The 15227-nt window shown below is 66.6% G+C and carries 21 protein-coding genes; 8 read left to right on the top strand and 13 right to left on the bottom strand.

Annotation, left to right across the window (positions count from 1 at the left end; translation table 11 throughout):
• Positions 1-58: 58 nt before the first annotated feature.
• The 12 genes from D3869_RS27000 to D3869_RS26945 are packed head-to-tail and all read right to left on the bottom strand — an operon-like array spanning position 59 to position 7851.
• The gene (locus tag D3869_RS27000; RefSeq protein ID WP_137142810.1) at positions 59-457 is read right to left on the bottom strand and encodes a hypothetical protein; all 399 of its coding nucleotides are present in this window, start codon (positions 455-457) and stop codon (positions 59-61) included.
• A complete protein-coding gene (locus D3869_RS26995) occupies positions 454-1437 on the bottom strand; it encodes a DNA-methyltransferase (protein ID WP_137142809.1) in 984 nt (327 codons plus the stop codon). The genes D3869_RS27000 and D3869_RS26995 overlap by 4 nt, the downstream gene beginning before the upstream one ends.
• Complete coding sequence (locus D3869_RS26990) at positions 1437-2009, bottom strand: hypothetical protein (RefSeq protein ID WP_137142808.1); 573 nt, start codon at positions 2007-2009, stop codon at positions 1437-1439. Before D3869_RS26990 ends, D3869_RS26995 begins: the two co-directional genes overlap by 1 nt.
• Positions 2009-3370 (bottom strand): helicase, encoded by a 1362-nt coding sequence (locus tag D3869_RS26985; RefSeq protein WP_137142807.1) that lies wholly within the window; start codon positions 3368-3370, stop codon positions 2009-2011. Before D3869_RS26985 ends, D3869_RS26990 begins: the two co-directional genes overlap by 1 nt.
• Positions 3370-3705 (bottom strand): hypothetical protein, encoded by a 336-nt coding sequence (locus tag D3869_RS26980; protein WP_137142806.1) that lies wholly within the window; start codon positions 3703-3705, stop codon positions 3370-3372. Before D3869_RS26980 ends, D3869_RS26985 begins: the two co-directional genes overlap by 1 nt.
• 4 nt (positions 3706-3709) lie before the next feature.
• The gene (locus tag D3869_RS26975) at positions 3710-3934 is read right to left on the bottom strand and encodes a hypothetical protein (RefSeq protein WP_137104110.1); all 225 of its coding nucleotides are present in this window, start codon (positions 3932-3934) and stop codon (positions 3710-3712) included.
• A gap of 56 nt (positions 3935-3990) precedes the next feature.
• The gene (locus D3869_RS26970) at positions 3991-4275 is read right to left on the bottom strand and encodes a DUF2312 domain-containing protein (protein ID WP_137142805.1); all 285 of its coding nucleotides are present in this window, start codon (positions 4273-4275) and stop codon (positions 3991-3993) included.
• A gap of 11 nt (positions 4276-4286) precedes the next feature.
• Positions 4287-4859, bottom strand: coding sequence for an ssDNA-binding protein (locus D3869_RS26965; RefSeq protein ID WP_137142804.1), 573 nt, complete (start codon positions 4857-4859; stop codon positions 4287-4289).
• A gap of 21 nt (positions 4860-4880) precedes the next feature.
• Positions 4881-6197 (bottom strand): DUF2800 domain-containing protein, encoded by a 1317-nt coding sequence (locus tag D3869_RS26960; RefSeq protein ID WP_137142803.1) that lies wholly within the window; start codon positions 6195-6197, stop codon positions 4881-4883.
• Positions 6197-7108: a hypothetical protein gene (locus D3869_RS26955; protein ID WP_137142802.1), complete on the bottom strand. Its 912-nt coding sequence runs from the start codon at positions 7106-7108 to the stop codon at positions 6197-6199. Before D3869_RS26955 ends, D3869_RS26960 begins: the two co-directional genes overlap by 1 nt.
• Positions 7105-7632, bottom strand: a complete 528-nt coding sequence (locus D3869_RS26950; protein ID WP_137142801.1) for a hypothetical protein — start codon at positions 7630-7632, stop codon at positions 7105-7107. The genes D3869_RS26955 and D3869_RS26950 overlap by 4 nt, the downstream gene beginning before the upstream one ends.
• 21 nt (positions 7633-7653) lie before the next feature.
• Positions 7654-7851 carry a transcriptional regulator gene (locus D3869_RS26945; RefSeq protein WP_094306774.1) on the bottom strand — a complete coding sequence of 66 codons (198 nt, stop codon included), beginning with the start codon at positions 7849-7851 and terminating at the stop codon, positions 7654-7656.
• Positions 7852-7894: 43 nt separating this feature from the next.
• On the opposite strand from D3869_RS26945, the gene D3869_RS26940 reads away from it, so the two are divergent.
• From D3869_RS26940 to D3869_RS26920, 6 genes are all read left to right on the top strand, one after another.
• A complete protein-coding gene (locus D3869_RS26940; protein WP_247896052.1) occupies positions 7895-8626 on the top strand; it encodes a LexA family transcriptional regulator in 732 nt (243 codons plus the stop codon).
• Positions 8627-8716: 90 nt separating this feature from the next.
• Positions 8717-8965 (top strand): hypothetical protein, encoded by a 249-nt coding sequence (locus D3869_RS26935; RefSeq protein ID WP_137104101.1) that lies wholly within the window; start codon positions 8717-8719, stop codon positions 8963-8965.
• A complete protein-coding gene (locus tag D3869_RS33295) occupies positions 8965-9108 on the top strand; it encodes a hypothetical protein (RefSeq protein WP_175426640.1) in 144 nt (47 codons plus the stop codon). Before D3869_RS26935 ends, D3869_RS33295 begins: the two co-directional genes overlap by 1 nt.
• Positions 9105-9665: a phosphohydrolase gene (locus D3869_RS26930; protein ID WP_137142800.1), complete on the top strand. Its 561-nt coding sequence runs from the start codon at positions 9105-9107 to the stop codon at positions 9663-9665. Before D3869_RS33295 ends, D3869_RS26930 begins: the two co-directional genes overlap by 4 nt.
• Positions 9666-9669: 4 nt before the next feature.
• Complete coding sequence (locus D3869_RS26925) at positions 9670-9897, top strand: hypothetical protein (RefSeq protein WP_137142799.1); 228 nt, start codon at positions 9670-9672, stop codon at positions 9895-9897.
• Complete coding sequence (locus tag D3869_RS26920; RefSeq protein WP_137142798.1) at positions 9894-12005, top strand: DNA polymerase; 2112 nt, start codon at positions 9894-9896, stop codon at positions 12003-12005. The genes D3869_RS26925 and D3869_RS26920 overlap by 4 nt, the downstream gene beginning before the upstream one ends.
• Positions 12006-12043: 38 nt before the next feature.
• On the opposite strand, the gene D3869_RS26915 is transcribed toward D3869_RS26920, so the two are convergent.
• On the bottom strand, positions 12044-12886 hold the full coding sequence (locus tag D3869_RS26915) for a hypothetical protein (protein WP_137142797.1): 843 nt from the start codon (positions 12884-12886) through the stop codon (positions 12044-12046).
• Positions 12887-12966: 80 nt separating this feature from the next.
• Between D3869_RS26915 and D3869_RS34180 the strand changes: the two genes are divergently transcribed.
• Both D3869_RS34180 and D3869_RS26910 read left to right on the top strand, forming a co-directional pair.
• Positions 12967-13128 carry a hypothetical protein gene (locus tag D3869_RS34180; RefSeq protein ID WP_247896051.1) on the top strand — a complete coding sequence of 54 codons (162 nt, stop codon included), beginning with the start codon at positions 12967-12969 and terminating at the stop codon, positions 13126-13128.
• Positions 13125-15224, top strand: coding sequence for an AAA family ATPase (locus tag D3869_RS26910; RefSeq protein WP_247896050.1), 2100 nt, complete (start codon positions 13125-13127; stop codon positions 15222-15224). The genes D3869_RS34180 and D3869_RS26910 overlap by 4 nt, the downstream gene beginning before the upstream one ends.
• Positions 15225-15227: the final 3 nt, after the last annotated feature.

Genomic DNA, 15227 nt, shown 5'->3' with positions numbered 1-15227 from the left:
GGGTGGATAGCTTTGGCGGCCTCGGCAACGGTGAGGAGGTCATCTCCCGCCTCGGCGCTCATGACAGCAAGGCCTCCATGTCCTCTTCTTCCTCCAGCCGGGCGCGCAACGTGGCGGCCAGCCGGGCGAGCGTTTCAGTCGCCGCGGTCTCACGGATCATCTCGCGCTCTTCGTGAAGGGCGACGGCGAAGGGGCCTTCCCGATCGATCCCGCTCGACAGGAGCCAACCGGCCGGGAGCGGCTTGCCTGCGGCATCCAGAGTTTCCGTGTAGGCCGCCGGGAGCCACACGGTGCCCTTCTTGGCGCCCTGCGGGCGCAAGTCTGGGCCGAACTTCTCGAAGGCGAAGCGGCTGGCGGCGTCTCCGTCGCCCAGCGCATAGGCCACGATGCGGCTGAGTTTCAGCCCGCCGGCCTGGGCGGCCAGCACGGCATCAAGGGCTTCACGAAGCGTGGTCATGCCAGCAGGGCCTCCAGTTCGGCGTCCAGATCCGCGAGGTTCTTGACGGCTTGGCGGAAATAGCTGTCCTTCAGTTCGAACCCGATCCCGCGGCGGCCCATGTTGGCCGCGCACCACACCTCGGACCCGATGCCCGCGAAGGGTGTGAGCACCACGTCGCCCGGATTGCTCCAGAGGTCGATGCACCGCTCGATCACGTCGAGCTGGAGGGGCGAGATGTGCTGTTCGTCCTTCTCGTCGCGGGCCGACCGGTACTGCAGGGTCCGCGTCTGCCGGATATCGGTCCAGACGGGCGAGGCGTAGCGCTGCCAGATCAGAATGGAGCGCCACGTCTCGAAGGGCCAAACCGCCCTCTCCTCGGCGCGCAGCTTGGCGGCGTGCGCCTCCCAGGCCGCATAGGACACGTCCAGCTCCTCGTCGCCCACCCATGCATCGAGCATGCCGCTGATCGGCTCCAGGTTGTCGCCGGGCTTGCGGAAGGTGACCACGTAGTCCGGCAGCCCCTGGCCGCTGATCGCGCTGTCCTTGCAGAGCTGCTTGTGCAGGAGGCGGATGGACTTGGTGCGCTGCTGGGCAACGACGGGGTCTTTCCAGATGCAGACCTCGCTGTGCATGATCCAGCCGGCGGCCTGATAGGTCCGCACCACATCGCCCCGGAAGTCCCGCATGCCGATGAAGCCATCGCGGGCCTTCGAGGTCGGGAGCTGCATGACGTGGACGCTGTGCAGCCGGCCCGGCATCGTGACGCGGAACAGCTCCCGAATCAGGAAGCCGTAGTGTTCCCAGAACAGCGCGCCCTCGCCGTTCGAGATGTCCCGGTCCGAGTTGCTGAACTTGTAGAGCCCTTCGAACGGCGGGGAGTGGATGCCGAAGTGGATGCTGTTGTCCGGGATGGCCCGGATCAACTCGCAGGCGTCGCCGTGATACAGCGCGTAGCTGTCCGTCACGACTTGGTTGAGGGCTTTGATGGCGGAGTGCATCAGGCATCTCCTGCGGAGAGCGGCGCCCTGAACGCCACTTCGGCAAGACGCCGAAGCGACTTGACGGCGCCGTCGCGCGAACCCGCGCCGGTGCTCGACTGCGCAGGTTCGCTCCCGCCAGCGTGAAAGAAGTAGGCCTTCGCCTCTTCAGTGAGCGAAACACTCCATCGGTCCTTGCCGGCCCGCCGGCGGTGACACGCGTCCACGTACGCGTGGGCCAGAAGCAAGGCGGCACGACTGGTTTCGAACCACAGGCATGTGCCGCGCAGCGCAATCACCCCGCCGTGCACAGAGGCCGACACGGCATCGGACGGTTCAGTCATCTCACGATAGACGCGCTGCTCGACCGTTGAGGACGCGGTGTCGAACTCCGCTCTACTCGCCAGCACGTATTCGGCGAAGGTGAGCCCATGAGACCCAGCAAAACCAAGACGGTCATTCACGACCCGGCGCAAAGCCCCCGCCAGCTCATTCGCCACGGCGACCCGCGCGAAATGACTTCCGCCAAGCGCTTCTACCATCGCGTCAAGACGAGCCTGCATGCCTTCGAAGCCCTGAGGAAAATTGCTCATCACGCAGCCTCATTCATCAGCCAGCCCGGCAGACGCACAGGCTGGAGGGGTTGGTAATCGCCGCGATCACGGGACGCGGCGCGGATCGTGTCGGAGGACAGGGCGGCCATATGGGCCACCATCATCTCGGCCATGCGGTCGGCGTCGGCTTCCTTGCGCGCCAAGTTCTCGACCACGGCGCCCTCGACGTCCGCGGCGATCAGGTGCGCCGTCACGGGCCGGGTTTGGCCGAAGCGCCAGAACCGCCGGATGGCCTGGTAGAGCTGTTCGAAGCTGTCGTTCAGCCCGACGAAGCCGGTATCGGCGCAGTGCTGCCAGTTCATGCCGAAGCCGCAGATGGACGGCTTGGTGATGAGGTGCCGAATCCGGCCCTGGCTGAAGTCGATGAGCTTCCGTTCCTTCACGCTCTCAGGGTCGGAGCCACGAACCTCGACGGCGCCGGGGATCGCGGCGGCCAGGGCGGCGCTTTCGTCGTTCAGATTGCACCACCAGACGAACGGCCGGTCACCCGGCGTGATCGCCGCGGCCTTGGCAACGCGCGCCTCCAGCGTGTCCCGCCGGGCAGCCAGCCGCTCGCGCAAGGTCCGCGCAATCGCACCGCCCGTCTCGACAGTGTGCTGAACCTGCCGCAGCTCGGGCAGCCGGTACGCCCCGTCCGGGTAGCCCAGGTCGGACGGCTTGCGGAGCATGGCGGCCCATGAGCACATCCAGCGCCAGAACTCCGATTCGGCATGGCCCTTCAGGCGCCATTTCTGGGTGTCGCCGCCGTCGTGCACGAAGAACGTGGCGAGCATGTTGTGGTAGGGCATGACGCCGAGGAATTCGGCATGGTTGCCCAGTTCCATGAAGTCGTTGGGCGCGGGCGTCGCCGTGGCCGCGAGCCGGTATGGGATGCGGCGGCACGCCTCGATGAGCTGGTTCCGGTAGTGGCCGGCGAAGCTCTTCAGGATGCTGCTCTCGTCCAGAACCACGCCGCCGAAGTGGCTCAGATCGAAATGCTCGAGCTTCTGGTAGTTCGTGACGTTGACACCAGGAGCCACCTCGGACTGGTTGGCAACCTGCCACGCGGGCAGATCGAACTTCGCGGCCTCGCGCACCATTTGCGCGGCGACGGCCAGCGGAGTGAAGACCAGCACGTCGCGACCCGTCGCCTCATGCACGGCGTTCGCCCAGGTCAGTTCCATGAGCGACTTGCCCAGGCCGGTCCCGGCGAACAGAGCGGCGCGCCCGCGACGGAGCGCCCAGCGCACAAGGTCGCGCTGGTGCGGCATCAGCACGTCCGGCAGGTCCGGGATCTCGGCGAGACCCGTCGGCGGGTCCACGATGGCCTTACGGCGCAGAAAGTCGGCGTAGGCGTCCATCAAAAGAAGTCCTCCGGGGCGGAGTGGTGCGCGCTTGTCGCACCAGCCGGCAGCGGGCGCTCATGGCCGCGCCGAACGGGACGAGATTGGGTGGAGCAGAACGCCTCCAGGGCGTCGGCGAGGGCGGAGGGGGAGCGGGCCTGCCCGGCGAGATGCAGCGCGGCGGCCTTCCACAGCGCCAGCAGCGTCTCGCTCACGAGTTGCCCCTCCAGGGCGAACACAGCGGCGCGCAGGCGCTCGGCCGCGGTCGCCGGGTCCGGGAAGGGCTTGCCGACGTAGAGGCCCGCCGCGATGATGAGTTCAGTTTCGGGGGACAGGCGGCGCGGGGCGTCCATGGCTTCACCGATGGGCGAACCAGACGCGGCGCACTTCGGCCGCGTACTGGGTGTTCAGTTGAATGGCGGCCTCAACGGTGCAAAGCACGTCCGACCAGATGATCCGCCGGCGAGGATGCTTCCGCTTGTGCCCAAGGGCGCCCAGGGCCTCCTCGTACACGGCGCCCGCGGTCTTCGGCGTGCTGGTCATGTAGTTAAAGGCGAGGAGCTTGGCGTCTTCTGGGGACATGGCGGCACCAAGGGAAAAAGAGTGGGGCGACGGAACGCCCCACGAGGCGGGAGGAACTAAGAAAGCATCTCGTCAATCAGGGCTTCTTCGTAGAGTTCACGAAGGGCGTCCTGTTCTTCGCGATCCGCTTTGTCCATCTTCCGGCGCCGTACGACTTGCCGGATAATCTTCGTGTCGAAGCCGGTACCCTTGGCCTCGGCGTAAATCTCCTTGATGTCCTCCTGGAGGCCGCGCTTCTCCTCCTCCAATCGCTCAATGCGCTGGACGAAGGACCGCAGGCGATCAGCGGCGATACCGCCTACATCAGCGCCCGAGTTGTGCCCGATGCCCGGCCCGGCCATGACGGCCTCCCTTACGCCAAGAGGTCGTCGAGGTCGTCGCCGGACGAGCCGCCGCTGTCCACGGCGTCGAACTCGTCATCGGCGGACGCACCGCCGCCCAGCCGTTCGCCGTCCGCGATCTTCTGGACGTTGCCCAGGCCGAAGCTGAACCCCTTGTTGCCCTTGTTCTCGTAATAATAGGGCTTCTCCAGGGTCGCGCGGACGTAGCAGCCCGAGTAGCACTCCTCCTCGGTGAGGTCTTCCTTGCGGCGCCCGATGACCTGGGGCTTGAACTTCGTCTTGACGTTCAGATAGATCGCGCCCTCTTCGTACCCGCTGTACTTGGCGGCCTTCTTGTCCGCCTTCTGGAACGGGTTGCGGTAGTCGGCGGGGTCCGCGTTCTTGGTCTTCTTGAACGTCTCGTCCCGGACTTCCTTATAGGCCTCCAGCAGCGCGCGGAATTCCGGGGTGGCCTGGGCCTCCTTGTCGAAGACCAGCGTGCACGAGAACATCAGCTTGCCGCTGTCGTTGGGCTTGGCCGTGAACAGGTCGGCCGCCCAGAGCAGGCGGGCCTTTGGGGTGAGGATGCGCTTCTTATCGGACATGACTTTGGTTCCTTTGGTCGCTTAGTCGGTGATGGCGTCGAACTCGCTGGCGGCGGTGCCAGCCCCGGCGATCGCCTGACGGGGGTCTTCGTCGCGGGCCAGCGTCGGGGCGGCCCGCGGGGTGATGGTGAGCCCGGCGAGTTTGGACTTGGCTTCCTTGGCGAAGCCCTTGATGCCCTGCGCCTTGAGCTTGGCGCCCACAGCCTTCTCGGCCTCGGCGGGTGAAATCACCTTGCGCGGGGCGTAGTCGTCGTCGGCCAGCCCCAGCTCGTTCAGGACGATCGCGGCCTCCACCTCGTCCGCCCACTTCCGGCGCCCGAGGCCCTGCACCAGCTTGTAGCCGGGCAACGAGCCGCCGGAGTTCAGCAGCCCGAAGGCGTGGGCGCGCACGGCTTTGAGCCACGTCTCCAGGATGTCCGCTCGATCCAGCACGAACGCCAAGCGCTCGGGGGACAGGGTGGACGGGTCGGGCACGGTGGGTTCCGCGTCGACGGGAAGCTCCTCGAACTCGGCGACGGCGAGCGCCTTGCTCTGGTGCTCCAGCTCGGGGCAGAGGTGCGCCGCGGGGCAGAACCCGCAGTGCCCGCCGGCGGCGAGCTTGGGGGTCTGCACGGTCGTGGATTCCGCCGCGTCGAGGAGGTCACTGGACCATTCCACGAGGTCCAGCACGTCCACGCGCTCCCAACGGATCTTGCCGTCCTTGTGGAAGGCGCGAGGCTGGACGACGTAGAGATGCACGTATTCGGGCTGCACCCCTTCGCCGGCCAGCGTCTCCAGGGCGCCGAGGGCGTAGTAGCGGAGCTGGGTGTTGCCGCGCACCTCGACCGGGACGCCCTTGCCGTGCTTGTAGTCGGCGACGTAGAGCCACTTCAGCTCGGGCTTCCAGATCAGGATGTCGCAGGTGCCGAACATCGCGACGTCCGCCGCCGCGAGGGCCGGACGGGCGTGAGCCAGCGGCGTGAGGTCGAAGCGGCGTTCCAGATACAGGACGTCGCCCGCCTCCATGTTGCCGCGCACCCAGTCGATGGCGGTTTGCACGGCCTCGGCCATCTCCTCGTCCACCTCGAATCCCTCGGGGAACTCGGTGCACTTGCCGAAATGGCGGCCGGTCATCTCGATCGCGTCGTGCCCGCCGGACAGACACAGCTCCAGGGCCTCGTGAGCCGCCGTGCCCTCAGCCGCGTACTGGCTGGAGGTGTTCGGGATGCCATGCGACAGGGCCACGGAGCCGGGGCACGCCATCCAGCGATACGCCCCCGAGGCGCCGAGCGTGGCGTGCGCCCGCACGCTGTGCCCGGCGTCGGGGGGCGCGGCGCCCCCCTCGCACAGGACGGCCATCAGATCGGCTTGCCGGCCAGGACGGCCATCAGCTCGCCGAACTGCTCCGGCTTGATCTCGCTGGACTTGCCGACCTTCAGGTGATTGAGGACGGCGCGCGTCGCCGCGGAGCCGGCCTTGATCGCCCAGTCGCGGAACGCCTTGTTGATCTGGTCCTGGGTGTAGGTGGTGGAGTAGCAGGCGTCCCACGGGTTCTTGGGCGCTTCGGGCTCCGCCGGGGTGTCGTCCAGCATCGCCAGCACGTCGTCTTCATCGGTCGGCGCCGGGGCGGGCTCCGGCGTCGCGGCGGCGGGCTGGCCGGTGGTGTTCTTGGCGGCTTCCGCGGCGGCGTTGTCCGCTTCGATCTCGGCCTTCGTGCGGCGCTTGCGCTTGTTGGCCGGCTCGTCCTCGCCGGCGGCCTGGGCGTCCATGGCGGACGTCAGGGCAGTGGTGCCGAAGAGCGCCCCGTGCAGAGCGGCGACGGTGGCGCGGAGGACCGGAACGTCATCCGGGCCGGTGAGGGTCATGTTCAGCATGATTTTCAGGCTCACTTTTGCGGGTTGCAGGGTGGGTTTCAGAGGCGCCGCGAGCGTCCAGCGGATCTGCTGGAAGGGACTCGCGTCTTCCCACGGGAGCGGTTCGTCCATCGGGTCCAGGCCAGCGGCGTTCAGCCGGGCGCAGTAGGCGTCATCGATGAGCCGCACCGCCGTGGTGCGGAAGTCCGAGGGGGCGGCGAGCAGCCAGGGCTTGCCCGCCACGAGGTCCGGCCACGCCTCGACGGGCTCCGCGCCCAGGTCGCTCATGAGGTCCAGCAGCCGCTTGCCGTCCTCGGTCTCCGCCAGGGTGGCGAGCGTCCGCTCGCGCTCCTCCTGGGCGATCCGGGCAAGCGCCCGCGCCTGACGGCGCTGTTTGTCGAGGCGTTCCTTGTTCACGACAGCATCGCCGCCATGTCGGTATCGAGGTGCCGCACGCCCCACAGGGCCAGGAGGGCGGCCTCGGCGCGGCCGTCGTGCTTCTTCAGGGGCCAGTTGGAGGCGTAGGCCGGCAGCAGCTCGGAAGCGCGGGCGCGGGCGGCGGTCTTGTCGGCGGGGACGCGCAGAGTGCGCTTCCACTCCGCCGGACGAACCAGCGTGAGCGGGATGTGCATGGCGGTCAGCACGCCCCGAATGCCACCCCATGTCGCGCCGAACTTGAAGGCCGCGACGGCGCCATCGGCGGGCATCGCGCCGACTTCTTCCAGGATGGCATCACAGGCTTCGGAGGTGTGGCCATCCAGCAGATCGCGTAGGCGGGCCAGATCCACCTCCCGGCGCACCTTGGCCGATCTGCCCTTGCCCACGACCTTCTCGACCACGGGCAGGTCGTAGATCGTCATGCTGCGCAACGTGCCGTCCAGATAGCGGGCCTTGGCGATGGCGCCGGTCAGACCCGGATCGATGGCGAAGATCACGGACATGCGGGTTCCTTCGCGGCCCGCTTACCGGGCCGGGTTGGTGTAAAAGTCGTTGGGGGTCACGCTTCCCTTGGTCGCGGCGACGATGCGCGCCATGATCTCGGGGCGTGGGGTGCGCAGCTTTCTGCGGTAGCGATTGACCGCGGCTTGGCTGGTCAGGATCGATGCCGCGAAAGCCTCCTCCGGGGTGCCGGAGCTTGTCAGCCATTCGTCAAGCGTCATGCCAAACTGGAATACACCAGATCGGATTTTGCGCGCAAGTGGTATGTCGAATTCGGTCTGGACTTTCCAATACCGTATTGGTATGTTGCCCAGCATGAGCACTTTGCGAGAATTGCGGCAGGCCGCTGGACTGAGCCAAGAGAAGCTGGCCGAGCTGGCGGGAACCTCGCAGCCGCAGATCAACAAGCTGGAAGCCGGCACCCGCAAGATGACGCTCGACTGGGCGATAAAGCTCGGAAGAGTGATGAACGTCGACCCCGCGGCTCTGCTCGGCCTAATCGGTTCTTCGGGACAAATGGCAGAGGTTGGGCGCCAGACGGTCACGCTGCATCCTGGGCAGTCGCCGCGCCGCGACCCGATGCAACCGGTACCACTCGGCGCGCCCGATCCCTACCGCAGCATGCCCGTGCGGGCGGCAGCGCGCGGCGGCGTCGATCAGGAAATGTTCCTGGAGGATGGGCCTATCGATTGGATTCCGAAGCCCGTCTATCTCCAAGCGGTTCGTGATCCGTACGCTATGTACGTTGTGGGCGAATCAATGATGCCCCGGTTCCGGCCCGCCCAGCTCCTGCACGTCAATCCGTTCAAGCCACCCGCGCCCGGCGCCGGTGTTGTTGTCGTGAAGCGCAACAAGACTGTCCTGATCAAGGAGTTTGTCCGGCGCACGCCTGAAGGCGTCGTGCTTCGTGAGTACCGGCCGGAAGACCGCGAATTTCTGGTGTCGAACGAGGAGTTAGACACCATGCACACAGTGGTCGGCCTGCAAGAGCCCTAACATACATACCAAAACGGTATCGAGTTCCTGTGGACTGAAAAATCCAAAACGGCATAACGTCTCCTTCGAACCCAACGAAGGAGGCACGCCGTGTCCAAGCGCACTCACCCGCCTTTCTGCTCCTCGCCGCCGCTCCGTCGCTTTGACACCCTGACCGAAGAGGGGGCCCGCCGCCTCGCCACCCAGATCAAGGCGGCCTGGGCGAAGGTCGGCTACGATGTCAAGACGTCCGTCGAGCGTGGCATCGGCTTGGACGGTGTGCCCGGCGGCTACTTTGTTGTCCGCTCCGATCTCTTCCGCGGCATGCCCCGCCGGCGCTTTCCGCAGGGTGCCGCCTGATGCGCCCGATCCTGCGGCTTCTGCCCGCCTGCATCTGGTTGTGGCTGGTTCGCCGCCACGCCGAGCGCGCCACCATCTCCGGCAAGTTCACAGTGCACGTCGCCGGTGACGTCGCGATCTGCTTCCGGGAGGCCGATCTATGAGCGCCCGCCGTGGAGACTGGATGCAGACGGCGACCGGCCGGCAGTTCTGGCCGCTCGACCCGCGCCCCAGCGAGGTCTACATCGAGGACATCGCACACTCGCTGGCCCACCAGTGCCGCTATGCCGGCCACTGCCTCAGCTTCTACAGCGCCGCCCAGCACAGCGTGATCGTCTCTGACGCCCTGCCGCCGGAGTTCGCGCTGTGGGGCCTCCTGCACGATGCCAGCGAGGCCTACCTCGTGGACGTGCCGCGCCCGGTGAAGCCGTTCCTGCCCGGCTACAAGGACGCCGAGGCCGCCGTGATGCGCGCGGTCTGCGTCCGCTTCGGCCTGACGCTGGAGATGCCCAAGACGGTCAAGGTGGCGGACGAGCGCGCGCTGGCCGATGAGAAGCACCAGCTCATGGCGCCCTCCGTGGTTCCATGGGCGCTGCGCTATCCGCCGCTCGGCGTGCGGATCGACCCGCTGCCGCCCGAGGCGGCCAAGGCCCTGTTCCTGGCCCGGTTCCGCGAACTGGCGCCCAAAGAGCCGGTCGGCGCCTCGCCACGGGAGGGCTGATCCGATGCGGAAACCTCCCGTCAACATGGCGCCGTGGCGCTTGCCCAAGGACGAAATCCTGGCGATCGCTCGCCGGAAGGGGCGCTTCGAGGTTCCCCGGTATCTGTGGCGCGCCGACGCTATGCGCGTGAAGTGCCGTCAGCTTTGCGAGGCCGGAGCCCTGCGCCAGATCCGCACGCGGCGCGGCGCGGATACGCTTGTGTTCGTGCCGACCTCTGCGGGGGCAGCATGACCCACATCCTCCACCTCGACTTTGAGACGCGCAGCACCGTCGACCTGCGCAAGTCGGGCGTCTACCGCTACGCCGAAGACGCAACGACGGATGTCTGGTGCGCCTGCTTCGCCGTGGACGAGGAGCCGGTGGAGGTGTGGACGCCCGGCCAGCCGGTCCCCGAAGCCTGGGTGCGCGCGTGCGCCGAGGGCTGGGAGATCCACGCCCATAACGCCCAGTTCGAGCGCGTGGTCGTCACCCGCCTGTTGGCCCCACGCTACGGCTGGCCCGTGCCGCGCTTGGAGCAGTGGCACTGCACCGCCGCGATGGCCGCCGCGATGGCGATCCCGCGTTCCCTGGAGGAAGCCCTGCGCGTCATGGGCGTGCCGGTCCAGAAGGACATGGAGGGCGCCCGGCTGATGATGAAGATGGCCCGCCCGCGCAAGCCGACGAAAGACCATCCGGGCCTGCGCTGGTGGAGCGATCCGGCCAACGTTGAGCGGCTGATTGCCTACTGCAAGGTGGACGTCGAGGGCGAGCGCGCCCTAGGCCTCCGGCTCCGTCGCCTCTCCCCGGACGAGCGCGCCGTCTATTTGCACGACCAACTCATCAACGACCGCGGAATCAAGCTGGACCTCGGGCTGGTGCACGCCGCCCGTGAGCTGACGGTGAACGCCCAGGCCATGCTGAACAGGGAGTTGGAGGAAGCCACCTCCGGATGGGTGGCTGCCGCGACGAGGGCAAAGAACCTGACCGCGTGGCTGGCTGCCGAGGGGATCGAGGCGGACAGCGTGGCGAAGGCCGCCGTGCGCTCCATGCTCGCCGACCCGGACACCCCCGACATCGTGCGCCGCGCCTTGGAGATTCGGCAGGAAGCCGCCAAGTCCTCGACCGCCAAGCTGTCCGCCATGCTGCACGCCGTCTGCGCCGACGAGCGGGTGCGCGGCCTGCTGCTCTATCACGGCGCCGGCACGGGCCGATGGGCCGGGAAGCTGGTGCAGCCGCAGAACTTCCCGCGGGCGAGCGCGAAGGAGGACGTCATCCAGTTCATCCTCCAGTGCGCGGACGCGGCGCTGGTCTCGATGATGCTGGGCGCCCCGCTCGCCATTGTGGCCTCCCTGCTCCGCCCTTGCCTGATCGCGGCGGAGGGGCACGACCTCGTGGCCGCCGACTATTCGAACATCGAGGGCCGGGTGACGGCGTGGCTGGCCGGCGAGACCTGGAAGCTCCAGGCTTTCCGCGATTACGACACCGTCACGGGCTACACACCCGACGGCAAGGCGGAGCGCAAGGGGCTTGACCTCTACGTCCTCGCCTACGCCCGCTCCTTCTCGCTCGATCCTTCCGAGGTGGACGACCAGAAGCGCCAAGTCGGCAAGGTCATGGAACTGTCCATGGGCTTCCAGGGCGGCGTCGGGGCCTTCCAGAACATGGCGGCCAACTACGGGGTGAAGGTGCCGGACGAAGAGGCGGACCGCCTCAAGCGCGCGTGGCGCGACGCGCACCCTGCCGTCGTCCAGATGTGGCGCGACCTGGAGGCCGCGGCGCTGGAAGCCGTGCGCAACCCGGGTGCCGTGGTCCGGTGCCTGCGCGGCCGCATCGCCTTCCGCGTGAAAGGCGGCTTCCTGTGGATGGTCCTGCCGTCCGGGCGCCCGCTGGCCTACGCGTCGCCCAAGGTCGAATGGACCGAGATGCCCTGGACGGACGAGGTTTGGCACCCCTGCCCCAGCGAGGACGAGGCCAAAGAGCGCTTTGGCGCCGCGCTCATCGAATACGACGCCGAGCGGCGCCGCGCCCTGGTCGAACAGCCCGCCATGAAGGAGGCGGTGACCTTCTGGGGCCAGGACAGCAAGACGCGGAAATGGTCGAAGCAGAAGGGCTATGGCGGCCTCTGGACCGAGAACGCCGTCCAGGCCACCGCCCGCGACGTCATGACCAACGGCATGCGGCATGCGGAGGACGCCGGGTATCCCGTCGTCCTGACCGTCCACGACGAGGTCGTGACCGAGCCGCCCGAGGGCCACGGGTCCGTGCAGGAGTTCGAGGCCATCATGTGCAACCTGCTGGCCTGGGCCGCGGGGCTGCCCGTCGCTGCGGCTGGCTGGCGGGGCAAGAGGTACCGGAAATGAATGTTACACAATCATCCGACACTACGCGCACCAAAAAGTTAACTCCCAATCGGGTTCTTATCCATTTTTTCACAAATTTCAGATATAAGCGCGTCGCATTTTTCATCAATACTATTGAATACCTTTTTAATTGCGCCGCCAAAGCTTCTACTGATTTTCGCATCGCTAGAAACACTCGAAAAGTACCCATCAAGCGTTCGCTTTGCAGTATCAATTTCAAGTATCACGTCGAACGATTTCTCAGTAACGGACTCTTCAGAGAAGGAATAATCCTCCCAATTTACTGGATAGCTTGGCGGAATTGTAGGAACAATATAGTTACGAAACCTACTCGCTTCAAAATCGTATATTTCATCACTATCAAGCGCAATAACACAGCCTTTGTTATGCCTTTTAATAATGTTCGCATTCGCCAAAAGCGCACGAAAAAGCGCTCTCCGTCGTATAGATACTTCACGCGCATAGCGTTGTGCTTCATCGTCGATCTGCATCTTGACAGAAGCCGTCGCCTCTTCTGCCTGCCGGACAAGGGCATTTGCTTGGGTTTCAGCAGCCTCGGTGGTAGCTCTAGCCATTACATTCGTCTGATCACGAAGTGCCGTTGCTCCAACTGCCGCTGCGGCAAACGCACTAAGTCCCGCGATAAAGGCGAGCACGCCCGCGATAAGTGTTTGCCAATGGTAGAGAGCAAACTTTGTTGGCTGCGCCAAGTAATCTGGAGCCGTGGACAACGCCTTAGCCACTTCTTTTACGGCATCTCCCGTGGCTGAATAGGAAGGCTCCCATGCAGGAACGTTGGCGGGTATGAAAAGAACCGCAACCACCACGATAACCGCGGCAACGACGGAAACAGCTAAAAAGCTGCAAACGATAGTCTTCATGGACAAAAGTTGACAAATTTTTCCAAGGGGTTGCAAGCATGAAGTGCGCTAAGGAGCCTACATCGGAGATGCCCGCCCGCATGACCACCTATAGCGCTTGGTTCGCCGCCGGTTTCCGCGACCTGATTTCCGTCGTGCCGCCGGGCGCCCCGCTGTCGGAGCGCACGAAGCTCCGCCCGAGGACCGGGGGAAAGTCCCCGGCCTTCACGGACACCACGGCTGGTATGGCTTCGACTGGATGAAGCACGAGACGACGGCCGAGGACGTGGCAGCCTGGGAGCGCCACAAGGCCAACCTGGGCCTCCGCGCCACGCGCTTCCCGGCGGTGGACATCGACGTGACGGACCTGGAGATCCGCGACTTCATCCAGGGGCTGGCCGATCGGCACCTCGGCCCTGCGCCTGCGCGCACCGGGCGCGCTCCCAAGCTGCTCCTGGTCTACCGTCTGGCTGAAGGCCAGTCTCCCATGGTCCGCCGCCGGCTGCGGTTCAAAGGGCCGGACGGGCGCGATCATCTGGTGGAGCTGCTGGGCCACGGCCAACAATTTGTCGTGGAGGGCATCCACCCCGTCACGCGCAAGCCCTACACCTGGGACACGCATCCTGCGGAGCGCGGGGCGGACGCCCTGACGCCCATCACCCATGCCCAGCTCGACACGTTCGCGCAGGACATGGAAGACCTCCTCGACTGCATCGGCTGCACGGACCTGCATTGGGAGGGATCAGGCGACGAGGTGAAGGACCGCGAGGCCATCGTGCAGGACGAGTTGAAGGCCCCGAGCCTCGATGCCCTGACCGACGCCGTGTCCCGCATCCCCAACGACAACACCCAGTTCCCCAGCCGGACCGACTACCTGCGCATGGGCTGCGCCATCAAGGCGGCCGGCGCCGACGATCCGGACCGTGCCATGGAGGTGTGGGAGGAATGGGCCGCGCGCTGGGAGGGCAACGAGACCATCGCGGGCAACGACCCCATCGAGGTCATGAGCGACTGGGAGCGCATGAAGCCGCCCTTCGAGGTGGGCTGGGGCTACATCCGGGACGTGGCGCAAGAGCACGGTTTCCCCGTCGCGGCGGAGGAGTTCGGCGAGGTGCTGGAGGAAGACGAGCCGGTCAAGCGGTACGCCCCGGTGCCCCGCCAGCTTCCCGGCGCCTTCGACCCCAGCCGAATCGAGCGGCGGCGCTGGGTGCTGGGCGCCCGGTTCCTGCGCAGCGCGGTGACGGGCGGCATCGGCGCCCCCGGCGTGTCGAAGTCCACCTTCTCCATCCTCTCCGCGCTGGCCGTCATCACGGGCCGGGACGACCTGACGGGCGAGAAGGTCCACGTCCGGGGCAACGCCTGGGTCCACAACAACGAGGACCCGCTGGACGAGCTGGAACGCCGCATCGCCGGCGTCTGCATGCGCTACGGCATCGACTTCGACGCCGTGCGCCCGCACCTGTTCTATTCGTCGGGCGCCGACCAACGGCTCGTGGTCGCGGGGAAAGACGCCCAAGGCACCATCCGGCGCCACAAGATGGTGGCCGAGATCGAGGCGTTCATCCGCGACAACGGAATCGTGTTCTGGGCCTGCGACCCGTTCGTCTCCACCCACGACGGCGTGGCGGAAAACGCGAACGAAGAGGTCGAGAAGGTCATCGGCGTGTTCCGGGAGATCGCCCAGGCTACGGATTGCACCGTCGATCTCGTGCACCACACGGTCAAGAACCACTCGGGCAACAGCGAGGCCCGCGCCGGCGACATGAATGCTGCTCGGGGAGCCGGAGCATTTATTGGCGCGGTGCGCGTGGCCTACACCCTGTCCTCCATGTCCGAGGACACGGCGGAAGCCCTCCACATCGAGGCCGAGGTGGCCGCGCGCCTCGTGCGCCTGGACGGCGCCAAGGGCAACTACGCGCCCAAGTCCTGGGAACCGCGCTGGTTCCAGTTGGAGAGCGTGTCCCTGCGGAACGGCACCGAGGGCGGCATCGACGACCCGCTGCTGGACGAAGATGGCGAAGGCCCGGCGGACACGGTGGGCGTGCACGTCCAGTTCGACATGGTGGCGGCCCGGCGCGACGCGGACGACCGGCAGACCGAGAAGGCCAACGAGCGGGCCGCCGCCGACCTGGAGGCCATCGTGGACGCCATGCCGTCCGACGGGTGCCTCCTGATGGACGTGCTGGCCACCTTGCGCGACCGGTGGGGCGTGAAGGACAGCCAGGCCCGCGAGCGCATCGCCTCAGCCCTGCCGATCGGGGTGGAGGTGACCGTCGGGACCTACCTATTCAAGGCGGACCGGACGCGACGGGACGAGCGCGCGCCGATCGAGCTGCGGCGAAAGGCGCGGTCCGGATAACAC

The sequence above is a fragment of the Azospirillum brasilense genome (assembly GCF_005222205.1).
Classification (GTDB): Bacteria; Pseudomonadota; Alphaproteobacteria; order Azospirillales; family Azospirillaceae; genus Azospirillum; species Azospirillum brasilense_G.
The sequence above is the reverse complement of the archived record's forward strand: the minus strand, read 5'-3'. Positions and strand labels throughout refer to the sequence as shown.

Bases quoted from the DNA above. Each gene is read 5' to 3' on its own strand.
- D3869_RS26925 (WP_137142799.1), top strand. From the start codon at position 9,670: ATGCGGAAACCTCCCGTCAACATGGCGCCGTGGCGCTTGCCCAAGGAC.
- D3869_RS26965 (WP_137142804.1), bottom strand. From the start codon at position 4,859: ATGTCCGATAAGAAGCGCATCCTCACCCCAAAGGCCCGCCTGCTCTGG.
- D3869_RS26950 (WP_137142801.1), bottom strand. From the start codon at position 7,632: ATGTCCGTGATCTTCGCCATCGATCCGGGTCTGACCGGCGCCATCGCC.
- D3869_RS26960 (WP_137142803.1), bottom strand. From the start codon at position 6,197: ATGGCCGTCCTGTGCGAGGGGGGCGCCGCGCCCCCCGACGCCGGGCAC.
- D3869_RS26940 (WP_247896052.1), top strand. From the start codon at position 7,895: ATGTCGAATTCGGTCTGGACTTTCCAATACCGTATTGGTATGTTGCCC.
- D3869_RS26995 (WP_137142809.1), bottom strand. From the start codon at position 1,437: ATGCACTCCGCCATCAAAGCCCTCAACCAAGTCGTGACGGACAGCTAC.
- D3869_RS26945 (WP_094306774.1), bottom strand. From the start codon at position 7,851: ATGACGCTTGACGAATGGCTGACAAGCTCCGGCACCCCGGAGGAGGCT.
- D3869_RS33295 (WP_175426640.1), top strand. From the start codon at position 8,965: ATGCGCCCGATCCTGCGGCTTCTGCCCGCCTGCATCTGGTTGTGGCTG.
- D3869_RS26930 (WP_137142800.1), top strand. From the start codon at position 9,105: ATGAGCGCCCGCCGTGGAGACTGGATGCAGACGGCGACCGGCCGGCAG.
- D3869_RS27000 (WP_137142810.1), bottom strand. From the start codon at position 457: ATGACCACGCTTCGTGAAGCCCTTGATGCCGTGCTGGCCGCCCAGGCC.
- D3869_RS26910 (WP_247896050.1), top strand. From the start codon at position 13,125: ATGAAGCACGAGACGACGGCCGAGGACGTGGCAGCCTGGGAGCGCCAC.
- D3869_RS26985 (WP_137142807.1), bottom strand. From the start codon at position 3,370: ATGGACGCCTACGCCGACTTTCTGCGCCGTAAGGCCATCGTGGACCCG.
- D3869_RS26970 (WP_137142805.1), bottom strand. From the start codon at position 4,275: ATGGCCGGGCCGGGCATCGGGCACAACTCGGGCGCTGATGTAGGCGGT.
- D3869_RS26990 (WP_137142808.1), bottom strand. From the start codon at position 2,009: ATGAGCAATTTTCCTCAGGGCTTCGAAGGCATGCAGGCTCGTCTTGAC.
- D3869_RS34180 (WP_247896051.1), top strand. From the start codon at position 12,967: ATGACCACCTATAGCGCTTGGTTCGCCGCCGGTTTCCGCGACCTGATT.
- D3869_RS26920 (WP_137142798.1), top strand. From the start codon at position 9,894: ATGACCCACATCCTCCACCTCGACTTTGAGACGCGCAGCACCGTCGAC.
- D3869_RS26915 (WP_137142797.1), bottom strand. From the start codon at position 12,886: ATGAAGACTATCGTTTGCAGCTTTTTAGCTGTTTCCGTCGTTGCCGCG.
- D3869_RS26975 (WP_137104110.1), bottom strand. From the start codon at position 3,934: ATGTCCCCAGAAGACGCCAAGCTCCTCGCCTTTAACTACATGACCAGC.
- D3869_RS26980 (WP_137142806.1), bottom strand. From the start codon at position 3,705: ATGGACGCCCCGCGCCGCCTGTCCCCCGAAACTGAACTCATCATCGCG.